Annotated in this window: 30 protein-coding genes; 19 read left to right on the forward strand and 11 right to left on the reverse strand. The window is 67.6% G+C overall.

What is annotated here, in order from left to right; all coding sequences use genetic code 11:
* Nucleotides 1-56: 56 nt before the first annotated feature.
* Entirely contained in the window at nt 57-356 is a 300-nt protein-coding gene (locus C4B30_RS03395; RefSeq protein WP_105131725.1) for a DUF4148 domain-containing protein, read from the reverse strand.
* A 274-nt stretch (nt 357-630) separates the two neighbouring features.
* On the reverse strand, nt 631-903 hold the full coding sequence (locus C4B30_RS03400) for a hypothetical protein (protein ID WP_027780775.1): 273 nt from the start codon (nt 901-903) through the stop codon (nt 631-633).
* A gap of 619 nt (nt 904-1,522) precedes the next feature.
* Here C4B30_RS03400 and C4B30_RS03405 point away from each other — a divergent pair.
* Both C4B30_RS03405 and C4B30_RS03410 read left to right on the forward strand, forming a co-directional pair.
* The gene (locus tag C4B30_RS03405) at nt 1,523-2,419 is read left to right on the forward strand and encodes a LysR family transcriptional regulator (RefSeq protein ID WP_105131789.1); all 897 of its coding nucleotides are present in this window, start codon (nt 1,523-1,525) and stop codon (nt 2,417-2,419) included.
* Nucleotides 2,420-2,537: 118 nt separating this feature from the next.
* Complete coding sequence (locus C4B30_RS03410) at nt 2,538-3,170, forward strand: LysE family translocator (protein ID WP_105131726.1); 633 nt, start codon at nt 2,538-2,540, stop codon at nt 3,168-3,170.
* 70 nt (nt 3,171-3,240) lie between these two features.
* On the opposite strand, the gene yddG is transcribed toward C4B30_RS03410, so the two are convergent.
* The 3 genes from yddG to C4B30_RS03425 form a co-directional block, all read right to left on the reverse strand.
* A complete protein-coding gene (gene yddG, locus C4B30_RS03415; protein WP_158683367.1) occupies nt 3,241-4,182 on the reverse strand; it encodes an aromatic amino acid DMT transporter YddG in 942 nt (313 codons plus the stop codon).
* Nucleotides 4,183-4,349: 167 nt separating this feature from the next.
* On the reverse strand, nt 4,350-4,655 hold the full coding sequence (locus C4B30_RS03420) for a hypothetical protein (protein WP_234015376.1): 306 nt from the start codon (nt 4,653-4,655) through the stop codon (nt 4,350-4,352).
* A gap of 100 nt (nt 4,656-4,755) precedes the next feature.
* A complete protein-coding gene (locus tag C4B30_RS03425) occupies nt 4,756-6,441 on the reverse strand; it encodes a purple acid phosphatase family protein (protein ID WP_105131727.1) in 1,686 nt (561 codons plus the stop codon).
* A 323-nt stretch (nt 6,442-6,764) separates the two neighbouring features.
* Between C4B30_RS03425 and C4B30_RS03435 the strand changes: the two genes are divergently transcribed.
* The 8 genes from C4B30_RS03435 to C4B30_RS03470 all read left to right on the forward strand — a co-directional run bounded on the left by C4B30_RS03435 (nt 6,765) and on the right by C4B30_RS03470 (nt 12,923).
* Nucleotides 6,765-7,064 carry a YXWGXW repeat-containing protein gene (locus C4B30_RS03435; RefSeq protein ID WP_105131791.1) on the forward strand — a complete coding sequence of 100 codons (300 nt, stop codon included), beginning with the start codon at nt 6,765-6,767 and terminating at the stop codon, nt 7,062-7,064.
* 226 nt (nt 7,065-7,290) lie between these two features.
* Nucleotides 7,291-8,076 carry an RNA polymerase sigma factor gene (locus C4B30_RS03440; protein ID WP_105131728.1) on the forward strand — a complete coding sequence of 262 codons (786 nt, stop codon included), beginning with the start codon at nt 7,291-7,293 and terminating at the stop codon, nt 8,074-8,076.
* Nucleotides 8,073-8,492: a hypothetical protein gene (locus C4B30_RS03445; protein ID WP_089501829.1), complete on the forward strand. Its 420-nt coding sequence runs from the start codon at nt 8,073-8,075 to the stop codon at nt 8,490-8,492. Before C4B30_RS03440 ends, C4B30_RS03445 begins: the two co-directional genes overlap by 4 nt.
* The gene (locus tag C4B30_RS03450) at nt 8,489-8,992 is read left to right on the forward strand and encodes a periplasmic heavy metal sensor (RefSeq protein ID WP_105131729.1); all 504 of its coding nucleotides are present in this window, start codon (nt 8,489-8,491) and stop codon (nt 8,990-8,992) included. Before C4B30_RS03445 ends, C4B30_RS03450 begins: the two co-directional genes overlap by 4 nt.
* 258 nt (nt 8,993-9,250) lie before the next feature.
* On the forward strand, nt 9,251-9,868 hold the full coding sequence (locus C4B30_RS03455) for a LysE family translocator (protein WP_089502367.1): 618 nt from the start codon (nt 9,251-9,253) through the stop codon (nt 9,866-9,868).
* Nucleotides 9,869-10,091: 223 nt separating this feature from the next.
* Nucleotides 10,092-11,486 (forward strand): DUF1800 domain-containing protein, encoded by a 1,395-nt coding sequence (locus C4B30_RS03460; protein ID WP_105131730.1) that lies wholly within the window; start codon nt 10,092-10,094, stop codon nt 11,484-11,486.
* Between the two features lie 2 nt (nt 11,487-11,488).
* Nucleotides 11,489-12,646 (forward strand): DUF1501 domain-containing protein, encoded by a 1,158-nt coding sequence (locus C4B30_RS03465; protein ID WP_105131731.1) that lies wholly within the window; start codon nt 11,489-11,491, stop codon nt 12,644-12,646.
* A 58-nt stretch (nt 12,647-12,704) separates the two neighbouring features.
* The gene (locus tag C4B30_RS03470) at nt 12,705-12,923 is read left to right on the forward strand and encodes a YXWGXW repeat-containing protein (RefSeq protein ID WP_105131732.1); all 219 of its coding nucleotides are present in this window, start codon (nt 12,705-12,707) and stop codon (nt 12,921-12,923) included.
* 27 nt (nt 12,924-12,950) lie between these two features.
* Here C4B30_RS03470 and C4B30_RS03475 read toward each other — a convergent pair whose 3' ends face one another.
* On the reverse strand, nt 12,951-14,144 hold the full coding sequence (locus tag C4B30_RS03475; protein ID WP_105131733.1) for a tyrosine-type recombinase/integrase: 1,194 nt from the start codon (nt 14,142-14,144) through the stop codon (nt 12,951-12,953).
* 294 nt (nt 14,145-14,438) lie between these two features.
* Here C4B30_RS03475 and C4B30_RS03480 point away from each other — a divergent pair, with 294 nt between their 5' ends.
* Entirely contained in the window at nt 14,439-14,819 is a 381-nt protein-coding gene (locus C4B30_RS03480; protein WP_105131734.1) for a DUF4377 domain-containing protein, read from the forward strand.
* 9 nt (nt 14,820-14,828) lie between these two features.
* Here the strand turns inward: C4B30_RS03480 and C4B30_RS03485 are convergent, their stop codons facing one another.
* Both C4B30_RS03485 and C4B30_RS03490 read right to left on the reverse strand, forming a co-directional pair.
* Nucleotides 14,829-16,217, reverse strand: a complete 1,389-nt coding sequence (locus tag C4B30_RS03485; protein ID WP_105131735.1) for a DHA2 family efflux MFS transporter permease subunit — start codon at nt 16,215-16,217, stop codon at nt 14,829-14,831.
* Between the two features lie 386 nt (nt 16,218-16,603).
* Nucleotides 16,604-17,830 (reverse strand): acyltransferase family protein, encoded by a 1,227-nt coding sequence (locus C4B30_RS03490; RefSeq protein ID WP_105131736.1) that lies wholly within the window; start codon nt 17,828-17,830, stop codon nt 16,604-16,606.
* 498 nt (nt 17,831-18,328) lie between these two features.
* Here C4B30_RS03490 and C4B30_RS03495 point away from each other — a divergent pair, with 498 nt between their 5' ends.
* The 6 genes from C4B30_RS03495 to C4B30_RS03525 all read left to right on the forward strand — a co-directional run bounded on the left by C4B30_RS03495 (nt 18,329) and on the right by C4B30_RS03525 (nt 22,256).
* The gene (locus C4B30_RS03495) at nt 18,329-18,565 is read left to right on the forward strand and encodes a FitA-like ribbon-helix-helix domain-containing protein (protein WP_027780756.1); all 237 of its coding nucleotides are present in this window, start codon (nt 18,329-18,331) and stop codon (nt 18,563-18,565) included.
* Nucleotides 18,552-18,968 carry a type II toxin-antitoxin system VapC family toxin gene (locus C4B30_RS03500; RefSeq protein ID WP_234015377.1) on the forward strand — a complete coding sequence of 139 codons (417 nt, stop codon included), beginning with the start codon at nt 18,552-18,554 and terminating at the stop codon, nt 18,966-18,968. The genes C4B30_RS03495 and C4B30_RS03500 overlap by 14 nt, the downstream gene beginning before the upstream one ends.
* 433 nt (nt 18,969-19,401) lie before the next feature.
* Nucleotides 19,402-19,605 (forward strand): cold-shock protein, encoded by a 204-nt coding sequence (locus C4B30_RS03505; protein ID WP_006483056.1) that lies wholly within the window; start codon nt 19,402-19,404, stop codon nt 19,603-19,605.
* A 465-nt stretch (nt 19,606-20,070) separates the two neighbouring features.
* Nucleotides 20,071-20,334 carry a translation initiation factor IF-1 gene (gene infA, locus C4B30_RS03510; RefSeq protein ID WP_027780754.1) on the forward strand — a complete coding sequence of 88 codons (264 nt, stop codon included), beginning with the start codon at nt 20,071-20,073 and terminating at the stop codon, nt 20,332-20,334.
* Nucleotides 20,335-20,763: 429 nt separating this feature from the next.
* Nucleotides 20,764-22,011, forward strand: coding sequence for an alkaline phosphatase family protein (locus C4B30_RS03520; protein WP_105131738.1), 1,248 nt, complete (start codon nt 20,764-20,766; stop codon nt 22,009-22,011).
* Entirely contained in the window at nt 22,008-22,256 is a 249-nt protein-coding gene (locus tag C4B30_RS03525) for a hypothetical protein (protein WP_105131739.1), read from the forward strand. Before C4B30_RS03520 ends, C4B30_RS03525 begins: the two co-directional genes overlap by 4 nt.
* An 85-nt stretch (nt 22,257-22,341) precedes the next feature.
* On the opposite strand, the gene C4B30_RS03530 is transcribed toward C4B30_RS03525, so the two are convergent.
* Together C4B30_RS03530 and C4B30_RS03535 are read right to left on the reverse strand one after the other, a co-directional pair.
* On the reverse strand, nt 22,342-23,721 hold the full coding sequence (locus tag C4B30_RS03530) for an MFS transporter (protein WP_105131740.1): 1,380 nt from the start codon (nt 23,719-23,721) through the stop codon (nt 22,342-22,344).
* A 91-nt stretch (nt 23,722-23,812) separates the two neighbouring features.
* The gene (locus C4B30_RS03535) at nt 23,813-24,067 is read right to left on the reverse strand and encodes a hypothetical protein (RefSeq protein WP_158683369.1); all 255 of its coding nucleotides are present in this window, start codon (nt 24,065-24,067) and stop codon (nt 23,813-23,815) included.
* A gap of 53 nt (nt 24,068-24,120) precedes the next feature.
* Here C4B30_RS03535 and C4B30_RS03540 point away from each other — a divergent pair, with 53 nt between their 5' ends.
* Nucleotides 24,121-24,369, forward strand: coding sequence for a hypothetical protein (locus C4B30_RS03540; protein ID WP_027780749.1), 249 nt, complete (start codon nt 24,121-24,123; stop codon nt 24,367-24,369).
* Between the two features lie 61 nt (nt 24,370-24,430).
* On the opposite strand, the gene C4B30_RS35565 is transcribed toward C4B30_RS03540, so the two are convergent.
* Nucleotides 24,431-24,655, reverse strand: a complete 225-nt coding sequence (locus C4B30_RS35565) for a hypothetical protein (protein WP_199779038.1) — start codon at nt 24,653-24,655, stop codon at nt 24,431-24,433.
* On the opposite strand from C4B30_RS35565, the gene C4B30_RS03545 reads away from it, so the two are divergent.
* Nucleotides 24,588-24,887 (forward strand): hypothetical protein, encoded by a 300-nt coding sequence (locus tag C4B30_RS03545; RefSeq protein ID WP_027780748.1) that lies wholly within the window; start codon nt 24,588-24,590, stop codon nt 24,885-24,887. The two genes, C4B30_RS35565 and C4B30_RS03545, sit on opposite strands and share 68 nt — an antisense overlap.
* The last annotated feature ends 129 nt before the right edge of the window (nt 24,888-25,016 follow it).

The following is a 25,016-nucleotide window of genomic DNA, read 5'->3' on the forward strand; positions in this document are numbered from 1 at the left end:
GCGGGACGGGCTCGTTGTCGGTGCGGGCTGCACGCGCGGAGCGCGCAGCGGCACGCTTAGTGGCCGAAGTAGACCGAGTCGCGCGGGTTGTGTGCGCGGACGGCGGGTGCGCCGCCCTCGACGGCCGCGGCCGGTTGCGAACCGAAGCCACTGTTGTCGATGCCGTGCACGCGGGCTTGCGCGGCCTGGATGTCGGCCGGGTAGTACGGGCTCGACTGGCCGGGCTTGTAGCCGGCGTTCTCGAGCTGGACCAGTTCGTTGCGCACCTGGGCGCGGGTCACGGTGCTTTGCGCGAATGCGCTGAACGAGGCGGACAGTGCGACGGCGGCGGCGACTGCGGAAACGAGCGATTTCATGATGACCTCCGATGTTTATTGGCTTTCCGCGTTCGACACCTTGTCGTCAGCGGTTGATTACATCGTAGGTGTCGGTTCGCCTAGGGTAAACGTGGGTTTTAGTGAAAGATCGTTGCGCTGAAGGTAATAATTTCGATGCGAGCGCGTACTGTCCCCATGTTGTATTGCGGGGATGGCAGGCAATGGCGGGAGAGTGAGGGGGCGGGATGTCGCGCACGGGCAGATGCCCGGCCGGGGAGGACCGGCGAACATCTCGTTCGCGGCGGAATCGGGGCTAGGAGTTGCCGGATCCGACCCCGTCGTCGTCGATTTCCTTGCGCTCGCGGCGTTCCTCGTTGCCGCGGCGCGCGCGCAGGCGCTGGCGCGACAGGACGGCGATCACCTGCTGGGTCGGCGCGCCGGACGGCAGCTCGTTGCGGATGCGATCGGGGACCATCGGCAGGCCCGCGCGCTGCCGGCGCAGCGCCTTGGCGATTGCCCGGCGGCATTCGTCGCCATGGCAATCCCATTCATCGCGGATTCTCTGACAATAACGGCATTGTTCCATCCAAATAGTCTAACGCGTCTTCGGAAATGGAGCAGGACGTGGCGTCGGACGTATTGCGCGAGGGCGGCAGAGGCGGCCGGCGGTTCGGGGCGCGGGCGACGGCAGACTGAATCGGACTGCGAATCAAGTGAGCCGGAACGCTTCGCTGCCACTACGGTTTCCCGTCCTTCTCCATACGGATTCCTTGCGCGCGGACGGAGCCGGCGCGCGTCATCGGAGCGACCAGATACCCCAGATCGCGATCAACAGGCCAAGGCCCAATCCGCAGCCCAGCAACACATAGGTTTCCATTTCGTGCCTCTGAAAGCATGGCAACGCCGACATCGACAATCGGCGTAGTGGCGGCAAAGCAGGTTCCGTATCGTCCGTGCTGTCGGTCGACACGATATGCCGGTCTGCGAATACTACGCGTTGCAGCTTTCAGAACGCATGCGCGATCGGTCGCATGCAGCATGCCGGCGGTTCGATCGTGCATCGTGCCCGAGCGTTGCGCGGAACATTCGGTGCGTGCGTGACGAGGTACGCATGTCGGCTGCGTGCCCGTCGCATCGGTTCAATATAATTCAAGTGAATCGTGCGCTTCATGCGCAGCATGCATGCCACCGAACAAGGAAACCCGATGACGCTTGCCCAGTTGCAGGCCCTGGCTGCCGTGGTCGAACTCGGCTCGCTGACGGCCGCGGCGGACCGGCTCAGCCGCAGTCAATCCGCGATCAGCCATGCGCTGACGGAGCTGGAGGACATCACGCAGGTCAAGCTGCTCTGGCGCGACCGGCAACCGGTCGTTCTGACGGCGGCCGGCGAACGCCTATGGCCGTATGTCCAGAGCGTGGTGCGGGAAGCGCAGATGCTGCGCCAGCAGTTCAGCCTGTCGCGCGGCAAGCTCGAAGGGAAGCTGGTGGTTGCGTCGCTGCCGAGCGTGTCGCTGGCGTTTGTCGTTCCCGCGCTCGAGGCGTTGAACGAGATGCACCCCGGCGTATCCGCGGTGCTGCTCGAAGGCACGGACAACGAAGTCGAAGGTTGGATCGACGACGGGACGGCCGATGTCGGCGTGGTGGCCGGCACCAAGACGTTTGCACACAATCTGCCGCTGCTCGACGAGGATTTCGTCGCGGTGGCGGCCGACGACATGTTCGCCGGCCGCAAGAGCGTGTCGGCCAAGCAGTTGGCCGCGGCGCCGTTCATCTTCTCGAAGGCGGGATGCGGGCCGGTGATCGCGGATTACTTCGCGCGCGGCGGCGCGCCGCTTCGGGCCGCGTTCAACGTGGTCGAGATGCGCACGATCCTGTCGATGGCGGAGGCGGGCATGGGCGTATCGATCGTGCCGCGCATCACGCTCACGTACACGCCGTTCGGCGGCCGCGTGCTCGCACTGTCGCCGCGACTGCATCGCTCCGTGCGACTGGCATGGAATACCGCCGGCAACGCGGTTACCGAGGAGTTCGTGCGGCTCGTCGACGCGCAGCGTGCGAAGGCCGAAAAGGCGATCCGGACGCGCGCGAAAAAGAGCAGGTAGCGACCGGCTGGCACGATGAACGGCGCTCATGGGCCGCTTGCAGTTTATTCATGCCGACGATGGCCCAGATGCAATACATTGTTCGGACCTCGTCGTCGTTACCCTGAAGGAGTGTGCCGTGCCGGCCCTGCCCACCCTGTTTGCGTTCGGACTCGTGTCGCTCGGCATGGTGCTGACGCCCGGACCGAACATGATCTATCTGGTTTCGCGCTCGATCTGCCAGGGCCGTCGCGCCGGGCTGGTGTCGCTCGGCGGTGTCGCACTCGGATTCGTGTTCTACATGGTGTGCGCGGCGGTAGGCATCACCGCGCTGCTGATGACCGTGCCGTATGCGTACGATGCGCTGCGTTTTGCCGGCGCGCTCTATCTGGCGTACCTGGCGTGGCAGGCGCTGAAGCCGGGCGGGCGCTCCGCGTTCCAGGTCCGGCAGTTGCCGCACGACAGCCGCGTCAGGCTGTTCGCGATGGGCTTCGTCACGAACCTCGCGAACCCGAAGATCGCGGTGATGTATCTGTCGTTGCTGCCGCAGTTCATCGTGCCGGGGCACGGCAGCGTGCTCGCGCAATCGCTGGCGCTCGGCTGCGTGCAGATCGTGGTGAGCGTCAGCGTCAACGCGCTGATTGCCTGCGCGGCCGGTTCGATCGCGGGTTTTCTCGCGGGGCGACCGCTCTGGGCGACGGTTCAGCGCTGGCTGATGGGGACGGTGCTGGCCGGGCTGGCCATGCGGATCGCGCTGGAATCGCAACATTAGTGCGCGGCGGCCGACGCTGCGGCGCATGGCCGGCCGCGATCCGGCCTTCCGTCGACGGCACCGGCCATCGTCACCCGTGGCAATTGCCCTCGGCCTCCTTGGCGGTCCGCACGGGCTCCGCTTCGCCACGCCGGCTGCGCGTCGCGAGCCAGCACAGGATCGAGCCGCCGCACACCATCGACGCACCTTGCCAGAATTCGGCCGACAGCGGCGCGTGCAGCAGCGTGGCGGCGAAGGCGGCGGCGAGCACCGGCGTGAAGTACGATGCGCCGACGATGATCGTCACGTTGCCGTGCATGATGCCGGTGTTCCAGGCCGCATAGCCGAACCCGAGCGCCGACGCCGCCAGCACGAGGTACACGACCGCATGAAAACTGAACGTCATGCCGCCGCCGCCTTCGATCGCGAATTTGATCCAGAGCACCGCGGCGACCAGCATGAAGAACGGCGTGACGCCGTTCTTGCCGTCGGCGATGCGCGCGGTCAACGTGCAATAGCCGGCCCAGATCAGCGCGCCGACGAAGGCCAGCCCGTAGCTGAGCGGATTGTCGGCGACGTTGCGCAGCATGCCGGCCGGATCGAGCCCCTGGTCGCCGCCGAGCACCCAGCAGATGCCGAGCATCGACAGCAGGACGCCGGGCACGACCAGCAGGTTCGCGCGCTGCTTGTTGAACACGATGGCGGCGACGAGCGTCAGGCTCGGCCACAGATAGTTGACCATCGCGACTTCGATCGCTTGCCGACCGTTGCTCGCATAGCCGATCGACAACGACAGGCACAGCTCGTACGACACGAACAGCAGCCCGCCCCACAGCAGATAGTTTTTCGGGAACCGGCTCAGGTCGGGGAAGCCGATCGAAAACAGCAGAAGCACGGACGCCACGGTATAGATCATCGCCGCACCGCCGGTGGCGCCGAGGCTTTCGCTGACCCCGCGAACGAGTGCGACCACCGAAGCCCATAACAGCACCGCGCCGAGCCCGATGAGCGTTGCCTTGTTCTTGCGTTTCATGCTTGCTGCCTGTTTCAACATGCCCATTCGATTTCGGATGATTCGATTCCGGCTGCGCGTGCGGTCATCACGAGCGGCGATACAACGAGAAGATTTCGCCGGAAACGCGCATTTTACGGCGGCGCGGCCGTTGCGGCGATGCAGCCGGATCGGCGTGTACGATCGATTCAGTCGCGCGAGCCGGTCACGCGTCGTCGATACGCCAAGGGGCGCCGATTCCCGACAGCGCATGTCCGATCGCGTCGAGCAATCGCATTGCGCGTCGGGCCGAGCGTGGCGACAAGGGAGAAACCGGCTTCTTCGATCGACAGGTCGATCAGCGGCCAGCCGCCGGCCGCATCGCGAATTGCAAGCCGCCGTTCGTGTGGATCGACGTCGATGTCGCCATGCGCTTGCCGCAGCACATTGGCGATGGCGTCGAATGCGTCGGCCGAAGGGGGCGTGTGAATGCGGTATTCGAAACTCATCAGCATGGACCGGTGTGCGAGGCGGGCAGTCTAACGCGCGCCGCGCCTCCCGTCCGTCGACGGTAACGCATCAGGCGCCTGCCGTGGCGGGCGCCTGATGCGTCGATCACCGCTCGTGCCGCTTCTTGCTCAGCTCGATCGTCTCGAACAACTCGTACTGCGCCGTCGGGTGCTGATCGGCGCCCGGCGCATGGTAGTAGCGCATCGTGATCGTCGTGTGGCCGCCCGGCTTGCCCGGATCGTGGTCGAACACGGCGATCCCGTAGCCGGTGCCCGTGTCGCGGCGCGCGGACCAGACCGCATCCTCGAGCGCATCGGCCGGCTCGCGCACGAACGTGTTCGGCGCGGTGCCGGGCACCGGCCGGTTCGGCTTCGTGAACACCTTCGCCTGCGCAAAGCCGGTCGACGGGTTTTCGCCGTACACGTCGAGGGGCGCGCTGGTGCCGCCGCCGCCGAGGATCAGGTGGATCGTGCCGCGGCTCGTGTCGAACGTCGTACGATTCGGATCGTTCGAGCCGACCGGGCGCGGCTGCAGCGTTTCGACCACTTCGCCGGTCTTCGCATCGACGCCTGCGCGGTGATTGCAGCCGCGCACCGGATAGCTGCGCTCGTAGTCGTGATCGTGGCCGCACAGCACGAGATCGACGCCGTAACGATCGAACAGCGGCAACCACGCTTCGCGAATGCCCTTGTCCGACCCGTTGCCCGTCTTCGACGAACTGAGCGCGTCCTGGTGCATCTGCACGACGATCCAGTCGATGTCGTCGTCATGCGCGGCGTGACGCAGCGTGCGTTCGAGCCAGCGCGTCTGCTCGCCGTTGCTGTAGCCGCGCACGTAGAACGACGTGCCGGGCTCGATCGGCGGGCGGCCGGTGCTCGCGGCCGGCACGAGCGGCGCAGGGCCGCCGACGAACGCGGCGGCGTCCTGGTACACGACGTCGTCCGCGTCGAGCGACACGAACAGCACGGAGCTCACGCGGAAGCTGTACCAGCGGCCGGGGAAATGCGTGCCGTTCTCCGGCAGCGTATAGCGTGCGAGGTACGAGTCGAGCCCTTGCGGACCGTTGTTGAATTCGATCTCGTGATTGCCGGGGCACGGCATCCACGGGCGATTCGCGGCCGACGTCTGGTTGTTGTTGCCGAAATCGCGCCACACGTCGGGCTGGTGCGCGGGGTTCAGGTTCGCGTAGCAGAGGTCGCCGTTCAGCAGGTGGAACAGCGGCTGGAACTGCTCGACGGCCTGCACCGCGAAGCGGCTTTGCGGCGACGACAGCACCCATGCGCCGTTCGGCGTCGCGAGATCCCCGTAGCTCGTGAAACGGAACGGCGCCCGGCCGCGCGGCGCGGTCGAAAAATTCGCGGAGAACGGCTGCGCGGCATTGCTGTCGTTGTCGGCGGTGATCTCGTAGCGGTAGTGCGTATCCGGCTTCAGGCCGTGCACGCGCGCGTGGTAGGCGAACACGGTCTCGCCGTTCAGGCCGTCGGTGTACAGGCGCTGGACGCCGTGCACGGTGCGCGCCGGCTCGCCGTCGGCGACGATGCGCGCGCGCGGATTGACGGCCGGGGCGAGCGACGCCCAGGAGATCACGACTTCGGACGTCGGGTCGTTGCCCCACGTCAGGTGAACCTGCTCGGGTGTGCCGTCCGGATTCGACGCGCCGGCGCGGGCTGCCGCGAGCCCGCCGGCGGCGGTCGCGAGGCCGGAGACGCCGGCGAGTTTCAGGAAGCCGCGACGCGACACGGAGGCGGCCGGCTCGTTCGGCTGGTCAGGGAGAGTGTCCTGGTTCGACATGATCGGTATTTTCGTTGATGGGGCGCGAGATGCGGAACCGCGCGGCCATGCGCGAGCACGGCCGGGGCGTGGGCCGGAAACGAGCGGGATCCCGGTCGCATGCATTGTCGAAGGGCAGTTTTGCCGCGTTGTGACAGTACCGCAACCTCGTGGGTGCGGCGGCCGATACGTACGATCGCGCGTCGCGCGCCTGCGGCCTGCTCCGAAGCAGGGAGGGGCCACCGAAAATTTATTTGCCGGCGCCGCGACGGATTACGTCTGCCGGCTCCGTTTAACGCATGAACGATCGCTTCCGGTCGATGCCCGTTATTTCGGAGTCTTTCATGAAACTTTCTGTTCCATTGCGATTGGCCGCCGGGTGCGTGGCGGCACTCGCGACGTCGGTCGTATTCGCGCAGGCCGTCATCGTCGCGCCTTACGCGCCGCCGCCGCCGCGCGTCGAAGTGATGCCGGCGCCCCGCGCGGGTTACGTGTGGGATCAAGGGCACTGGCACTGGCGGCAGGGCCGCTACGTATGGATTCCGGGCCACTGGCAGGTCGTGCGCGTCGGTTACCACTGGGTGCCCGGACACTGGGCCGCGCGCGGCCCGGCCTGGCGTTGGGTGCCGGGCCACTGGGCCTGACGTGCACGCCGCCGCGCGGCACGCGGTACCGGCGCAGCGGATTTTTCACGCAACATCATGAGTCGTGGCGATGCCTTTTCGAATCATCGTGATACTGGCGGCCGCAGCCATCGTGCTGGCCGGCTGCGTCGTGGTGCCGGCCCGTCCGGTGTATTACCGGCCCGCGCCGGTCGTCGTATATTGAGCGCGCCGGCCGACGGTCGCGCGGCCGGCCGACAGGATCGACATGCGGCGCGAACCGGATGTCGATGAAACCGACACGGCCGACGCCGTGTGCGATGCCGGGCGCCACGCGCGTGGCATTGACGAACCGTCGGCATGGCGCCGTCCGGCGATGGCCCGACGCATGCAAGGAGAGCACGACGATGAGCTTCAGCCGGGCGGCGGATACCCATGCCGTGACAGTGCGGCGCCCACGCGCCACGCGACGGGGCAGGCGGCGTTGAACGATCGCGGCGACCGCGATCCGGACGCGGAACTCGTCGCGCGCGTCGGCGCGCGCGATGCGTCGGCGGTACGCGTGCTCGTCGCGCGCAAGCTGCCGCGGCTGCTCGCCTTGGCGACGCGCATGCTCGGCGACCGGAACGAAGCCGAGGATGTCGCGCAGGAGACGTTCTTGCGAATCTGGAAGCAGGCGCCGCGCTGGCGAGAAGGCGAAGCTCGTTTCGACACGTGGCTGCATCGCGTCGTGCTGAACCTGTGCTACGACCGGTTGCGAGGCCGGCGCGAGGAGCCTGTCGATACGCTGCCCGACGTGCCCGACACGCAACCGGAACCGGCCGCGCATGCGGAACTGCGTTCGCGCGACGCGCGCGTGCGGCAGGCGCTGGCCGCGTTGCCGCCGAGGCAGCGGGAAGCGCTGGTGCTCCAGTACTATCAGGAAATGTCGAATGTGGAAGCGGCCAACCTGATGGGCATCACCGTCGATGCGCTGGAAAGCCTGCTCGCCCGTGCGCGGCGCAACCTGCGTGCGCAACTGGCCGGCGACCCACCTAGCGAGGACAAGCGATGACACCCGAACGATTTCGTACCATCGTCGCCGCGTACGGCTCGGACGCGCGGCGCTGGCCGGCCGGCGAGCGCGCGGCCGCCGAAGCGTGGGCGCATGCGAACCCGCGCGAAGCGCTGCTGGCGCTCGACGATGCGGCCGACCTCGATGCGTGGCTGGCGTACGACACGGTCGCGCCGCCCGCGCCGGCGCTCGTCGAGCGCATCGTCGCGACGGCGCCCGCGCCGCAGCGCGCACGCCGGCGCGGCGCCGTATGGTGGTCGGGCGCGGCGTTCGCCGGCGTCGGCCTGGCCGGTGCGCTCGCGGGGGCGGTGGCCGTGTCGATGCTGATGCTCGGCAGTGCACCGTCGGCACAGCACGAGCCGGGTTATCTGACGACGACGTTCGGCGGTCCGAGCGTGGACGGGGGGGACGAATGACCGAGCGCGGATGGAAATTCACCCTCGTCGGCTCGGTCGTGCTGAACGTGTTTATGCTCGGCGCGATCGGCGGCGGCGCGTATCAGTGGTTCTCGACGCATGGCGACCTGCACGCGGCCGGCACGCCCACGTCGCGCACGGCGTTGCGTTTCGCGGCGGACGAATTGCCCGATGCGCGCCAGCGCGAGTTCGCCGCCGCGCTGAAGGCGGCGCGCAAGAGCGGCCGCGATTTCGCGCGGGAAGGGCGCGACGGGCGGATTACCGTGCTCGACCTGCTTGCCGCGCCGCAACTCGATCGCGCGGCGATCGATGCGGCGCTCGACCGCACGCGCGCGGCCGACACCGCGATGCGGGCGCAGGTCGAGCGCAGTGTTGTCGATTTCGCGGCGACGCTGACGCCCGACGAGCGCGCGAAGTTCGTCGACGGATTGCAGCACAGCGGCAACTGGCGTTTGCCGCCGAAGCTGCAGAAGAAGCCGGATGCATCGGCGAGCGAGTAAGCGTCGGGCAGGGTGACACGCGGAACGCGTGTCGCCAGCACTTGCCTTCGGTCACGCGCAATGCGTGCGTCGGACTGATCGCGAGGCCGTTGCGCGTCGACGACGTACGGAAAAATATTGGATCTTCGCGGATTTCCGGAGGGATTACTTGCGGACAGGTCGTAGTCGGCCAACAGCGGTCAGTCGTGAATTGCTTCAGAATACTGGCAGATGAGGCAACTCCACGTTTTGTACAACGACAATTCACTGAGGCTAAAAATGGTTGATTGGTCTGCTATTGCGACAGTCTTTTCTGTCTATGCGGCAGGTGTCGTCATACCCGGGCCGAACTTTGTCGCAATCACTCACAAGGCGGTAGCCGGCACACGCTCCGATGCGCTCGCGCTTGTCGCCGGCATCGTGACGGTGAATCTGTTCTGGGCGACTTGCGCCATCCTTGGTATCGGAATGGTGTTCGCTATTTTCCCGTGGCTCGCTGTCGGCATCCGGCTTGCTGGCGCGGCCTATCTGATCTGGTTCGGGCTGCGGCTCGTTGTGTCGGCACGAGCAACCCCCTCAGGAGCACCTCGCCAAACGAACGCGCCTCTGTTTCGTGCCGCCTTCCTGCAAGGTATCGCGACAAATATCGCGAACCCGAAGTCCATCGCCTTTTATGCGGCGGTGTTTTCCTCAGCGGTGCCCACCCACGTTTCAACGCCGACGTTCTTCGCAATGCTTGCTACCGTCGGTGCATCAGCGACGTGCTGGTACGGAGCAGTCGCGCTCGTTCTATCGCACGCGGCGATTGCGACGACGTATCGTCGCGCGAAGGCAAGGATCGACCTAACGTGTGGGGGGCTCATGATTGCGCTGGGAATCCGGCAGGCATTTCGCTAACAAAGCGCCCGGCGGAGCGTATCCGAATGGCCGCTTTGCGTGTGGGCGACCGTCCCTTGCGGGTCGAGAGCCGACCTAGGACTGGGTAGCGTCGAGCGGCCGAGAAGGGTCGGCAAGCGCCTTCCCCGGAAATCCGCGACGAACAAAAAATATTCGCCATCCCGCGACGGATTTTGCTGTGCTTCCACGTTGAACGTGGGTACGCACTGCAAGAGAGCCCGTCATGGACCACCCGAACGACTCCACGCCGGCCGCGATCGCGCTGAACCGCTTCGGTCTCGGCGCGCGGGCCGACGAAGCACCGCCCGCCGACCCGAAGGCCGCCTTGCTCGCCCAGTTCGACCGCTACGACGTACGGCCCGCCGCATGGGCCGGCGAGCCGGACGCGGTCACGCTCGCCACGCGCTTCGCGAACACACGCAACGCGATGACGAGCGACGACGCGGCCGCAAAGCGCGCAACCGCGCAGTCGATTCGCCGCGACGGCTACGACGCGTATCGCAGCGCCGTCGCCGCGCGCATGAACAGCGCGCTGAGCACGCCCGCGCCGTTCGTCGAGCGTCTCGTACATTTCTGGGCGAACCATTTCGCGGTATCGGTCGACAAGGGGCAGGTGGCCGCGTACGCGGGCGCATTCGAACGCGACGCGATCCGTCCGCACGTGCTGGGCCGTTTCGAGGACATGCTCGTCGCCGTCGAGCAGCATCCCGCGATGCAGGTGTTCCTTGATCAGGCACGCTCGGTCGGCCCCGACAGCCCGGCCGCGCTGCGTGCGCAAACACGCAATCCGTCGGCGAAGCGCGGGCTCAACGAGAACCTCGCGCGCGAAATCATGGAACTGCACACGCTCGGCGTGCGCACGGGCTACACGCAAGCCGACGTGACGGAATTCGCGCGCGCGCTGACCGGCTGGAGCATCGCCGGCGGACGCGGGCCGCAACCGGGCGACGCGGCGCCCGGCGCATTCATATTCCGCCCGAATCTGCACGAACCGGGCCCACGCACGGTGATGGGGCGTACCTACGATCAACCGGGCGAAGCGCAGGCGCGCACGATCCTGCACGACCTCGCGCGATCGGAGGCGACCGGCCGGCACATCGCGTTCCAGCTCGCCCGTCATTTCGTCGCCGACAATCCGCCGCCCGCGCTGATCGAACGGCTCGCACGGGCGTTCGATGCGAGCGGCGGCGACCTGCCGACCGTTTATCGCGCGCTCGTCGACGCGCCCGATGCGTGGTCGCCGACCAACCGCAAGTTCAAGACGCCGTGGGAGTGGGCCGTATCGTCGCTGCGGGGGCTCGGCTGGCGCGACACCGGCGATCTGAAGGCCGCGCCGCTGCTTGCGCAACTCGGCCAGCCGGTGTGGCGGCCGGGCTCGCCGGCCGGCTACGACGACGTCGCCGCGAGCTGGGCCGCGCCCGACGCGCTCGTGCGCCGCGTCGAGATCGCGCAGCGCCTGGCCGCGCGTACCGGTGACCGGCTCGACCCGCGCACGCTCGGCAACACGCTGCTCGCCGGTTCGATGAGCGCGCCGACCGCGGCCGCGCTCGCGCGCGCAGAAAGCGCGACGACGTCCCTCGCACTGCTGCTCGTGTCACCCGATTTCCAACGGAGATGATCATGGCACTGTCTCGCCGACAATTCCTCAGCGTTGCCGCCGCCGGCGCGGGCGCGATCCTCGTCGCGCCGCGGATCGTGTTCGCGAATGTCGACACCGACCGGCGCTTCGTGTTCGTGATCCAGCGCGGCGCGGCCGACGGCCTGAACATCGTCGTCCCGTATGCGGAGCCCGCGTATGCGTCGCTGCGCGGCCCGCTCGCGATCGACACGGCGGCCGCGACGCGGCTCGACGGTACGTTCGCGCTGCATCCGTCGCTCGCGCAGACTGCGCAGTTGTACCGCGACGGTCAGGCGCTGTTCGTCCATGCGATTGCATCGCCGTATCGCGACCGCTCGCATTTCGACGGCCAGAACGTGCTCGAAACGGGCGGCCGTGCGCCGTACCAGGTGAAGGACGGCTGGCTGAACCGGCTCGCCGCGCTGCTGCAGGCGACGCGCGACAGCGCGATCGCATTCGCGCCGACCGTGCCGCTCGCGCTGCGCGGCACGGTGCAGGCGTCGTCGTATGCGCCGTCCGGTTTGCCGTCCGCGCCGGACGATCTGCTCACACGCGTGTCGGCGCTCTACGAAGCCGACGCGCAGCTCGGCCCGTTGTGGCAATCGGCGATGGAGGCGCGCGGCCTCGCCGGCGATGCGCATGCACGGCAGGACCCGGCCGGCGTCGGCAAGCTCGCCGCGACGTTTCTCGCGCGCGACGACGGCCCGCGGATCGCGATGATCGAGACGGGCGGCTGGGACACGCACAGCGCGCAGAACGCGCGGCTCGCGAATCAGCTGAAGGCGCTCGACACGATGCTCGCCGCACTGCGCGATGGCCTCGGGCCTGCGTGGCAGCAGACCACGGTGCTGGTTGCGACCGAGTTCGGCCGCACGGCCGCGGTGAACGGCACGGGCGGCACCGATCACGGGCAGGCGTCGGTCGCGATGCTCGCCGGCGGCGCAGTGGCAGGCGGTCGCGTGATCGCCGACTGGCCGGGGCTGCGGCCGGGCGACCTGTACGAAGGGCGCGACCTGAAGCCGACCGCGTCGCTCGACGCGCTGATCGCGGGCGCGGCTGCCGAAAGCCTGCGGCTCGACCCGAGCCGTACCGCGGCTGCGTTATTTGCGGAAAGCGGCGCCACACGGCCGATGAGCGGCCTGATTCGCGGGGCCGCGTGATGCGGCGCGTTGCCGCGTCCGCTCCCGCTAACCGATTACACAACAGGGAGAATCGACGATGAAGATCCGATCCGTTTCGCTCGCCGTGTTGGTGAGCGCGAGTGCCGTGCTGATGTCCGCCTGCGTGGTCGAACCGGTGCGGCCGCCGCAGCCGGCGCCCGTCGTCGAGGCGGCGCCGCCGCCGCCCGCGCCCGGCTATCGCTGGGCGAAGGGGCACTACCGGTGGGCCGGCAATCACTGGGCGTGGGTGCCCGGGCACTGGGTGGCCGTGTACTGATCGTGCACGATGCGCCGCGCGGCGCGCCTACCACCCGATGCGGTGTTTTTCCTCCGTCTCGCGATGGCGCCAGTCGTCGTCCGCGTGAAGATACTGGCTCGTCGTCGTGAGCGATACATGGCCGAGGTTGTCGCGCACGAGCCGCAGGTCGACGCGGCCGTCGGCCATGTGCGAGCCCGCGCTGTGACGCAGCCAGTGCGCGGACGCCTGTTCGAGCACACGCGCCGCCTGCTCGCCGGCTTCGCCGTTCGCGCGCAGCCGGTCGGCCGCGTGCCGGAACACCTGCTTCACGATCCGGTGCAGCGCCGCGCGCGTGAGCGGCTTGCGCGTTCCGCCGACCGGCAGCACGAGCGGCGTCGGTTCGCCGTCGAACGGCAGCGCGGGCAGGCCGTGCGCGCGCCGGTAGCGCGCCAGCTCGGCCATCATCTCGTCGGTGGCCGGCACGAGCCGCTGCCGGCCGCCTTTGCCCGTCACGTCGAGCCACCAGCGCTCGTGCCCGTTCACATCGCGCCGGCAGAAGAACTGGCCCATCGTCGTATCGGCCGCTTCGGTGATGCGCAGCCCGCCGAGATACAGCAGCGTGAACAGCCAGCGCGCGCGATCCGCATGGAAGCACGCGCGTGCATCGTCGCGCGGCATCGCGGCGATCGCGTCCTTCACCGATTGCCACAGCGGCTGCCCGAGATGGCGCGTGATGCGCGGCGAGGGCCGGCGCTGCCGCTGTCGCGACAACGCGAGCGGGTTGCCGGCCAGATAACCGGCCTGCACGAGCCACGAGAACATCACGTTCAGGATCACCAGCGCCTGCCGCTGGCTGGCTGCCGACAGCGGCCCGTAAAACGGCCGCCAGCGCGGATCGTCGCGCGGATGCTTGCGGCCGCCGTTCGCGCACCACAGATCGGCCGGCGCGGGCGCGAGCAGGAATTGCCGGTAGACGACGAGATCCTCGTGCGTGAGCGACGACAGCGGCTTGCCGCACGCGATCACGGCCCACAGCAGCAGGCGCTCGGCTTCCTTGCGGTAGTTCTGGAACGTGGTCGGCGTATCGACGAAGCGGGCGAGCCATGCGCGCACGGCGTCGAGGTCGTTGGTCGCGGCGATCTGCGGATGCGCGCTGCCCGAGCGGTTGGTGCCCGTGCGTCCGTCGAGCGCGGCCGGTACGGCCAGCGTATCGATCGGCAGCGGGCGCAGCGCGGTGTCGGACGGAACGGATGAGATCATGCGAAGGAAACGCGCCGCGCGAACCGCACGGGCGGGGCCGGGCGGACGAACGCAGCGTGCCGAAGCGTATCGGGAAGCGTCGATGGTACACGATCGCTACACGGTGAAGCCGCCATCGACGGCGATTGCGTGGCCGGTTGAAGCGCGCGGCGGAACCGGAACACCGTAATGTATCGGCTCGCACACGACATCCGCTAAATGACGGTCCTCGAACGCGTTCTGTAAGGTGTTTGTGAACCTTCTCGCCGGGTGGCTCGTCTAATTGGCCCTCCAACGCTCCCAGAGGCATATCCGATGATTCACAAGACCCGAACGCTGCTTGGCGCGGCCGTCCTTGCCGGCAGTACGCTCCTCGCCGGATGCCAGACCGATGCGGCGGCCACCGCGCCGAATGCCACCCGCCCAGCGGACGACAAGCCCGTGGCCAAGACTGTCTACGTCGCGCCGCAGTCCGCGCGCTGCACGGGCGTCGCGCCGATGGAGTGCCTGCAGGTGCGCAGCAGGCCGAGCGAGCCTTGGAGCCTGTGGTACGCGGGGATCGAAGGGTTTGCGTACCAGCCCGGCTATCTGTATACGCTCGAAGTCGACGAATACCACGTCGCGCGGCCGCCGGCCGACGGTTCGTCGATCCGCTGGGTGCTCAAGCGCGTCGTCGAGCGCCGCCAGGTGAACTGACGGCCGCGATCAGGCGGAAGGGCGCGCCGCCGCACCGGCCGGCGGCGCGGCCGTATCGATCCGCCGGAACACGACGGACGACAGCAGGGTCACCGCGCCCATGCACGCGAACGACAGCATGAACCCGTGCGCCATCGAGCCCCGATAGGTGGCGAACAGGTTGACGAGCCCGCCGCCGATCGACACGCCCAGCCCCATCGCGAGCATCTGCATCATCGTGAACAGGCTGTTGCCGCTGCCCGCGTCGGCGTGCGACAGCCCCTTGAGCGTCACGCCGTTCATCGCCGCGAACTGCATCGAATTCGCTGCGCCGAACACGATCAGCAGCGCGCTTTCCAGCACCGGCGCGGGCCGCGCCGACACCAGCGCGAACCCCGCGATCGCGCAGCCGACGATCCCCGTATTCACGACCAGAAACGCCGCATAGCCGAAGCGCTTCACGAGCGGCGCGATCCACCGCTTCGCGATGACGCCCGCGATCGCGGCCGGCAGCATCATCAGCCCCGATTGCAGCGGCGTATAGCCGAGCTGCACCTGCATCAGCAGCGGCAGCATGAACGGCACCGAACTCGTGCCGATCCGGCACAGCAGGTTGCCGAGCAGCCCCGACCCGAAGTTCGGCTCGCGGAACAACCCGAGCCGAAACAGCGGCTGCGTGCGTCGCCGTGCGTGGGGCAGGTACGCCAGCGCGCTCGCCAGGCCGAGCCCCGCGAGCCCGGCCGCCCACGCGGCGCGGTGCGCGGACATCGGCGGGTCGATCGCGAGCGACAACGCGATCATCGCGGCCGACAGCAGCGCACAGCCGATGAAGTCGAAAGGCGGCGGTTGTGTCGCCTGGTCGTGCGGCAGGTAGCGCTGAACCGCGACGAAGCCGATCGCGCCGACCGGCACGTTGACGATGAACACCCAGTGCCACGAAATCGCCTGCGTGAGCCAGCCGCCGAGCGTCGGCCCGACGATCGGGCCGAGCTGGCCGGCGATCGACACGAACGCGATCGCCGCGACGTACTGTTCGCCCGGCACGCGGCGCAGCACGGCCAGCCGTCCGATCGGCAGCAGCATCGAGCCGCCGATGCCCTGCACGGCGCGCGCGACGACGAGCTGGCCGAGCGTGTGCGACGCCGCGCAGCCGATCGACGCGAGCACGAACACGAGGATGGCGACCGAGAACACGCGACGCGTGCCGAACCGGTCGGCGAGCCAGCCGGAGGCCGGCGTGAGCATCGCCATCGTCAGGGTGTAGACGACCACGACGGGCTGCATCGCGAGCGGCGACGCCTGCAGGCTTTGAGCGATCGAGGGCAGCGCGGTGTTGACGATCGTCGTATCGAGCGACTGCATGAAGAACGCAGCGGCGACGATCCAGAGCAACGCGGAATGTGTGGGTTCCCGGGACATGGCGAAATCGGTGGTACGAAAGTCCGGCGCCGGTGCACGGTCGCGCGGCGCCCGCTCGATGGTACCGATTCCGCCGGTCGTCGGGAAGCGGTCTCGCCAACCGCATCGGGGAGATGTTCGTCGTCGGCGGTTTCAACGCCATCCGGCGGAGGTCGAGCGGTTGATCGCCGAGCATCCGGCGATCAGGCAGGGCGCGCGGGTAGGCGTGCACGTCGATCATCGCAGCGGGCGTAATCGTCGGCAGGGGCGGCGCGGCGGCCGGGCCGGCGAAGAGCCCGGTGCTGGTCGCGAGCGGGCTCGACTCGCTGCGGCAGATGATGTCCCGCTATCGGTGGTATCCGGTCCTGCAGATCGGCATCTCGTACCGCTTCTGAGCCGCGAACAGGTCACGTCGTGGCCGTTTGACGCTCGCGAGCGATTTCGGCCGCGCGGCGTGCCGACCGAGTGTCGTTGCGTTTTGCGATGAACGGATGCTCGACGTAGCGGTAAGTCAGCAGCGCACAGAAGACGGCAACCAGCGCGGATGCCAGCGCGAGCGCCCAGATGCCTGAGTCGTCGGCCGAATTGATCGGGAAAACGAACTTGTCGAACGCGTGAACGATCATGTACACGATCACCATGTGGATCATGTAGATGCTGAAACTGGCGGTGCCGAGCAGCGCGAGCGGCCGGGTCTTGAGCACGCCGTAGAACGTGTTCCCGCTGGCGATGCAGAGAAACACCGGAAGCAGCGGCAGCGCGCCGGCGAGCGAATAGCGTTCGGCCGGAGACGGAGATATCGCGAGGATCAGCAGCGCGACGGTCGCCGCCGGTTTCGTCGCGAGCCGCGCGCGGATCGCGGGATGCCGCGACACCTCGTAGGCCACCGCGCCGAACGCAAACAGCAGCGCCATGCCACCGGGCGGCCCGAACAGCGCCGCGCAGGCCGTGACGATCGCGAGCGCGAGCAGCTTGCGCCACGCACGCGTGGCGACGAACCACGCGAGAAACGGAACGGCGACGTAGAACCGCCATTCGTAGGCGAGGGTCCACCAGACGCCGCTCAGATACGGGGTTCGCTCCGCTCCGTTGATCGGGAACGCGCCGAACCAGCCGAGCGAAACGGCCTTGAGCAGGTCGGCCAGCAACTGCGTCGGTGCGCCGACGGCGTTGCGGGGAAACCAGTAAAGCGTGCAGATGACGATGACGGCTGCGTAAAACAGATAGAGCGGCGCGATGCGTCGCACGCGTCCGACGAAGAAGGTCCGCATGTCGAGTGCGCCTCTGCATGCGCGTTCCCAGAACAGCAGCCCGGTGACCATGAAGAACATCGCGACGGGAATCGTCCCGAGATTGCGCAGGAAGTCGGTGCCGGCACCCCAGACGCCGGTCGACAGCAACGCCTGGTTGCACGCGAAGTGATGGAAGACCACGGAGGTGGCCAGGAGGCCGCGGAACCCGTCGAGATTGCGATAGCGCATCGACAGCGACTTGTCGACGGCCGATCGGTAGAACGGCACGTGTCGGGCGACGAGCCACGCGATGATCGCCACGGCCGCAACGCATGCCGGGAAGTAGAGTTTGTCGGGTGTCGGGGAGAACAGGGTTTCCAGAGAGGGCGTAACAAAGTCCACTGAAGAGCGTCTCGTGTCTTGGATCGGGATTTCAGGCACGGATGGTCCGCGTCGATGCAAGGTCTTCTGCGCGCTTCGCACGGCGTTCGATCGCCGGTCTTGTGATCCGATGGTATCAAACGACGGCGATGATCGCGGCGCGTTGTGCAACACGATGTTTCAGCGCGAATCGATGCGACACCCCGTACTCGGAGCGCATGTCGCACGACGACGCTCGCGCCGCAATTCCCGTTCCTCGCCGGCCCGACATTCGCCGTTATCGATGCGATGCACTCGACTGGCCATCCGGCCGGCTTCCACATCGTCCCGCTCCGGCTTACCTTGAGCGACAGCAGTTCGGTGCGTCGGAGCAGCGGCGAATGAGGGACGAAATTCTCATCGTCGGCTGCCGCTGGTCCACGCCGACTCAGTGTTCTGTCCGGTCACGAAGGTGATAGCAATGCTTGCAATTTACCTTCGCGATGCTATCATTGATAGCAAATCTGGATGGAGGTACTCATGGCAAATCTTCTGGTGCGTAACGTGGATGACACTCTCGTTCAAAGCCTGCGCGAGCAGGCTGCGGCCAATGGCAGGAGCGCCGAGGCCGAACATCGAGCCATTCTGGCCGAAGCGCTCGGCCGGCCGAAGCGGCGGACCTTTGCGCAAGCGCTGATGAGCATGCCAGAGGTTGGCGAAGACGCGGATTTCCAACGTGTTCAGGATTCAGGCGAGGTCAGGCGTGTTTTTGATTGATACGAACGTCATCAGCGAAATCAGGAAGGGCAAGCGAACCAACCGCGGCGTGCGGGCGTTCTTCGCGCAGGCCGAAGCCGATGCGAGCCCGCTTTATCTGTCCGTCGTGACGGTGGCCGAGTTGCGGCGCGGTGTCGACCTGATTCGTCATCGCGGCGATCACAGCCAGGCGTCGGCGCTCGAGGCCTGGATCGGGATGATCCTGTCCGGCTATGCGCCGAACATCCTGCCGGTCGATATCGACATCAGCCAGATGTGGGGGCATTTGCGCGTGCCCGATCCGACGCACGAACTTGACAAGCTGATCGCGGCCACCGCGCTGATCAACGATCTGACGGTTGTCACGCGCAACGTCGACGATTTCGCTCGTACAGGCGTCCGGTTGCTGAATCCGTTCGACTAGCGTCGCGGCGGCCGCCGCCGTCGCGCGAAGCCGGCGAGGCGGCTCGCTGGCAGGCTGGCGCACGACGTCTGGCTCCCGTGGCCGGTTCGACACGGTCGCCACGTTTCACGCTCCTGGCACCGAATCCGCTGCCGCGCGTTTTCACGCCGCAATCCCTGCCTTTTACCGCCCGTCCTCGCGCTCCGACAGGCGATGTAACGCCCTCGACCGGTTGGCGTCCGTGACGGCGCCCGGAGGTCGGCACTTGTGCGTCGCATCAAAATAACTTGACGAAGCGGCCGTTACCGCGTAGTGTCCGAGACCGAAGTCGTCAAGAAGTTCGATTGCTCATCATTGGCCGCACACCGTGCGGCAGTCGTTGGTCTCTCCCTCTTTGATTCTTTCTGTGCCCGCCGAGGGCGCATGTTCAATTATTTGTATTAAGGAAGTATTTGTGGATACCGGTACCGTCAAGTGGTTCAACGAAACCAAGGGCTTTGGTTTCATTTCCCCGGACAACGGCGGCGACGATTTGTTCGCCCATTTCTCGGAAATTCGCGGCACGGGCTTCAAGACCCTGGCCGAAGGCCAGAAGGTCAGCTTCGAAGTGAAGCGCGGCCCGAAGGGTCTGCAAGCGTCGAACATCACGCCGCAGTAAGCCGCATCGGCAGCGGTCGCCATGCGGCGGCCGAGGCCGGATGGAGTATCGCGCGGGCGCCGCATGACGGCGGCCCGTGCGTTCCGATGCGCACGACCGATGCATCGCGACATTCACGATGCATCGGTCGTGACGCCTCCCTCATCGCATGCGTGACCCGCGTGCGACGCAACGCCCTCGCGAAGCGCTCGTCGCTTCGCCAGCGCATCACCGCTTCAACGCATCAACCCGAGCAGGCCGCCGCCATGCCCCGTAGCCGGCGCGGTCCCGACTTGCGCGGCGCGCTCATTGCGCCGCCGCCACTGACCGCCCGACCGCCGCAATGCGCCGGGCTCCGATCGCAAGACAGGCCCATGGCCCGTCTGAACGAACCGATCCCGGCCGCCTGCCGGCCGCCGTCCCGTTGCGGGAGCCGGCGCCGGGCAGTCGCCGCGGCCGCGGTCAATCACCTCTGGAGGAATTGGTTTGGCAAAAGAAGAACTGCTGGAACTGGACGGAATCGTCGACGAAGTGCTGCCGGACAGCAAATACCGCGTCACGCTGGAGAACGGCGTCGTGGTCGGCGCGTACGCGTCGGGCCGCATGCGCAAGAACCACATCCGCATTCTCGCGGGTGATCGCGTGACGCTGGAACTGTCGATGTACGACCTCACCAAGGGCCGCATCAACTTCCGGCACAAGGACGCGAATTCTCCGCGTCCGCCGCGAAGCGGGCAGCCGCGCCGCTAAGCGGCCACGAACGGTGCGCAACAGTGCGCACCGTTCGACACTTGTTCGGCCCCTTGGCTGGACGAGCCGGATGAACGGCGCACGATGTGCCGTTCGTCGATCGCCGGCGGCGCCGTCGCGCCGCAGCGACTTCTTTTGCCTCTCGCCTTTACCGGCGCCGCGCGTGTACGACGCTCAGGCAGCCGCGTCCCGCAGGAAATCCCCCCGTCACGCACCGCTCGAGCCGGCGAAACGCATCGTGGTCCATACCGTCGACGACTGACCGCACGCGCTGCGACGCCGTTCGCCCGCGGCTTTACGCGCGGGCCGGCGCGGTCGTACACTCGTCGGCAATGCGCGGCCCGCGCGCGGCTTTCAATCCCTTCAGTGCTTTCAACGGGCCAACGGCCGTGCCGGCCGGACATTCGTCGCGCGACGCCAGGAGGCGCCATGAGTGCAGACGCCGCCCCCGCATCCCCGTCGGTTCGGGATCGCATCCAGCACGTGTTCGTGCTGATGCTCGAGAACCGTTCCTTCGATCACCTGTTCGCGCTGTCGGGCATCGCCGACATCGTCGCCGCGTCGCCGGGCAACAGCAACGCGTACGGCGGCGCGGTCTATCCGTTCGGCGGCGGCGCGCCCGACCGGATGCCGACCGATCCGTGTCACGAATTCACCGACGTGCTCGAACAGCTCTGCGGCGCGGGCGTGCCGTTCGTGCAAGGGCACGCGTATCCGCCGGTCGCCAATTCGGGATTCGTGTCGAACTACGCGACGTCGCATTCCGAGGGCACGCCGCCGCAGCCGGCCGACGCGGGCAAGATCATGCAGGGCGTCGACGCCGCGACGCAGGCACCGTCGCTGTACGCGCTCGCGAATGCGTTCGTGCTGTGCGACGCATGGCATGCATCGATGCCGGGGCCGACCTGGCCGAACCGGTTCTTTCTGCACGGCGCGTCGTCGGCCGGGCTCGACCATTCGCCGACCAAGGAAGAAATGTGCGGCTGGGATGCACTGGACGGGTTTCCCTACCCGAAGGGTTCGATCTTCGCCGCACTCGGCGACGACAACTGGCGCATCTACCAGGACCAGACGGGCGACCCGCTCGGCCACGTGCCGCGGGTCGCGTCGCTGAAGGGCATCAGCTTCTTCGATATCGACGATCTCGCGCATTTCGAAGCCGATCTCGCGGCCGGCTACACCGCGCGCTACACGTTCATCGAGCCCGGTTATGGCGACATCGTGCACGGCACCTACCGGAACGGCAGCTCGCAGCACCCGATGGACGGGCTGGCCGGCGGCGACCAGCTCGCCGCACGCGTGTACAACGCGATCCGCAACTCGCCGGTATGGAACAGCAGCCTGTTCGTGATCGTCTACGACGAGCATGGCGGCTTCTACGATTCGGTCCGGCCGGGCGCCGCGCCGCCCCCGAACGATGGCGCGCCCGCGACGCTGAACGCGAGCGGCTTCGGCTTCGACGTGTACGGCGTGCGCGTGCCGGCGATCGTGATTTCGCCGTGGGTCGCGGCCGGGCACGTCGATCACACGCAGTATGACCACGCGTCGGTGGCCGCGACGCTCGAGCGGCTGTTCGGCCTCGCGCCGCTGACCGACCGCGATCGCCTCGCCCATGACCTGCTCGCGCTCGTCACGGCGACATGCCGGACCGATTGTCCGCAAAGGATCGGAACATGAGTACCACCCCGACCCCGGATCCGCGCGATGCGCTGCCCGTGCGCGACGGCACGAGCCTGATCGCCTATCTGCAGATCCTGAGGAAAGCGCATGCGGCGTTGGTCGGTCAGGACAAGGCTCACCGGCGGTTCAGCGAGATCGTCACGCGCGGGCAGGCGCGGCAATACATCGAGGAACTGATGCCAGCGCTGTTGCAGAAGCGTGCCGCACATCGGGCGCGCAAGCATGGCGGAAAGCATCGTTGATTCGGCGGCAGATATCGGCTGAGGCCATCGTCTGCGACTGGCGCATGCGACCCGCGGCGGCGCTCGTGCAGCCGGTCGCGCAGCGTCACGCCGATTGGCGCGCGCGTCGCACACTGATCGCTGCCCCGACAGCGCCCGCCAACTGCACCGCCGCACCGACGAACATCGCCGCGCGCAACCCCGCGGTACCGCCATGCGCGGCCGCGAACAGCGTGCCGAGCACCGCGATCCCGAGCGTCGCGCCGGTCATCCGCGCGACGTTGACGAGCGCGCTCGCGGTGCCCGAGCGCGCGGCCTCGACGGCGCCGACCGCGACGGTCATCAGCGGGCCTGTCGCGATCCCCATCCCGAGCCCCGTCATTGCGAGCCCGATCTCGGCACCAAGCAGGCTCGACGAACCGGCGGATGCACCGATCGCGGCGAGCCCGCTCGCGATCACCGCGACGCCGCCGGCCGTCGTCACCCGTGTGCCGATGCGTTCCGACAACCGCCCTGAGCACGGCGACACGGCGACGAACACGAGCGCCATCGGCAGCAATGCGAGGCCCGCGCCGGTCGAATCGAGGCGGCCGGTGCTCTGCCACGTGAGCGGCAGCAGGAACAGCACGCCATACATCCCGAACGTCATGCCGGTGGTCGCGGCGATCGCGCCGCGAAACGCGCCGATCCGGAAAATGTCGAGCGGCACCAGCGCGGATTCGCCGTGGCGGCGCTCGATCGCCACGAACGCGACGAACGACGCGACCGCGATGCAGCCGGCGATCGCGCATGCGACCGGCGCCTCGCGGAACACGATCGCCGCATACGCGAGCCCGCCGAGCGCGAGTGCGCCCGTGACTTGCGCCGCGCCGTCGAAATGCCGGCCGTGCGGATCGGACGATTCGGGCACGGCCGGGATCGCGAGCAGCATCGCGGCGACGCTCAGCGGCACGACGACGAAAAAGATGCTGCGCCAGCCGAAGTGCCGGATCAGCACACCGCCGAGTGTGGGGCCGATCGCCATCGCGACGCCGTTGCACGCGGCCCAGATGCCGAGCGCGCGGCCCCGCTCGACCGGGTCGCGCCATACGACCCGCACGATCGCGAGCGACGCCGGCAGCAGCAGCGCCGCGCCGACGCCGGCCAGCGCGCGGGCGGCGATCAGCACCGACACCGACGGCGCCAGCGCGCACAGCAGCGACGCGATCGTGAAGACGGCCGTGCCGGCCATGAAGACGCGGCGGCGACCGTACAAATCGGCGAGCAGCCCGCCGGTCAGCAGCAACACCGCGTACGTGAGGTTGTAGCTGTCGACGACCCATTGCAATGCGCCGACGCCGGCATGGAAATAGGCGCCGATCGCGCGCGTGGCGAGGTTGACGACGGCCGTATCGACCTGGGCCACGAGTACGGCGATGCACAACGTGAGCAGGGTCACGCCGCGGCGTTTGAGGGCGTGGTCGGCGAGTTCCGCGGTATGGGCCATGGCGACGTTCCTGGGCAGCGATCGTGCAACCTTAAGCGCCGCCTGCTGCCAGCGTGCTGTCAGCAGGCGAGGGCATCAGCCCACGCAAGCGTCATGCCCGCACGCGCGCATGCGCCCAGGCCGCCGCGTCTCCCCGCGCCCGCACCATTGTCGGCAGCGCATTAGCGATCATGTCTGCGCGGCTGCCTTCGAGCACGCGGCCGTTCTTCAGCGCATTCCTCGATGTTCGCGAGCGTGCCCGGGCGACGGGGCGCGACGACTCCGTTGCGACGATTTCGCCGTGCGCGACCGGTTGCACGCACGATGCCGCGTACACCATCGGTCGATACCGGATCGATTGCGTCACGCATCGCCATTGGCTTAAGATCGGCGGGAGATCATTCCACGCCTTCAGCGTCAATGAAAAAGAGCATAAGCCTGCGGGTCGCCGTCATCGCTTCGGCCGTTGCCGTGTACAGCATCTACATGCATATCCAGCAGTTGGTCAGCGGCTGCATGTGGATCAGGGGCTATCAGCGCTGCAGTTTCGAAAACAGTACGAATTTCCAGGGCTGGATGGATCTTGACCTGATGATCACCTGTTGCTGGGTCGCCGCGGCCGTGGTCGGGTGGATTTCCGTTGCGCAGGGCACGAAGAAGCCGGGTTAGCGGCGCGACGCGCGTCCTTGTCAAACGGGTACGACACAACCACTCGATCGGGCCGAATCCGTCAATCGGTGACAACGCGCATTCGCTGTTCGGCCGCGAAGGCGCACGCCATGCGTTCGAGCCGGAAATGAACGCGTGAGTCCGCGCCGGCGGACGCGATCATCGCGATCCCCGGCTGGATGAGCGGCAGCGCGCCTGCCGTGCGAAGGGAGGTTCCCGTGCAATTTCCGACAGGATCGGTGGTCGCGCTCAGCTCGGCCTCGGCGACGATGTCCTCGATGGGCATGCTGTTTCTCGGCTACTGGGGATTGCACGAAGCGCTGCCCTGGCGAGTCGGCGACTGCGTCGTGATCGTGCCCGCGCTGGCGGGTTTCGCGTGCCTCGTCAGCGTGCCGTTTCTCGCGACCTCGCCAATGAAAACACCCGACGACGAGTCGCGAATGTTCGTCGCGCGGCGCGCGTTTCTGTGCGGTGCCGGCGCGGTGTGGTGCGCGATCGTCGCGTCGTTGTTCGTGTGAGAACGGGCGACGGGACGGTTTCCGGAACAGCGCGGCGAACGCATCCCGAAACGTCTTACGTGAGGCAGGCGCCCGCGGTTTTCACGCTGCCATTGCTGCTTTGCTTTCCCCGATCGCGTGCACTAGATT

This window comes from Burkholderia sp. BE12 (assembly GCF_002959955.1).
In the GTDB taxonomy this organism is placed as follows: domain Bacteria; phylum Pseudomonadota; class Gammaproteobacteria; order Burkholderiales; family Burkholderiaceae; genus Burkholderia.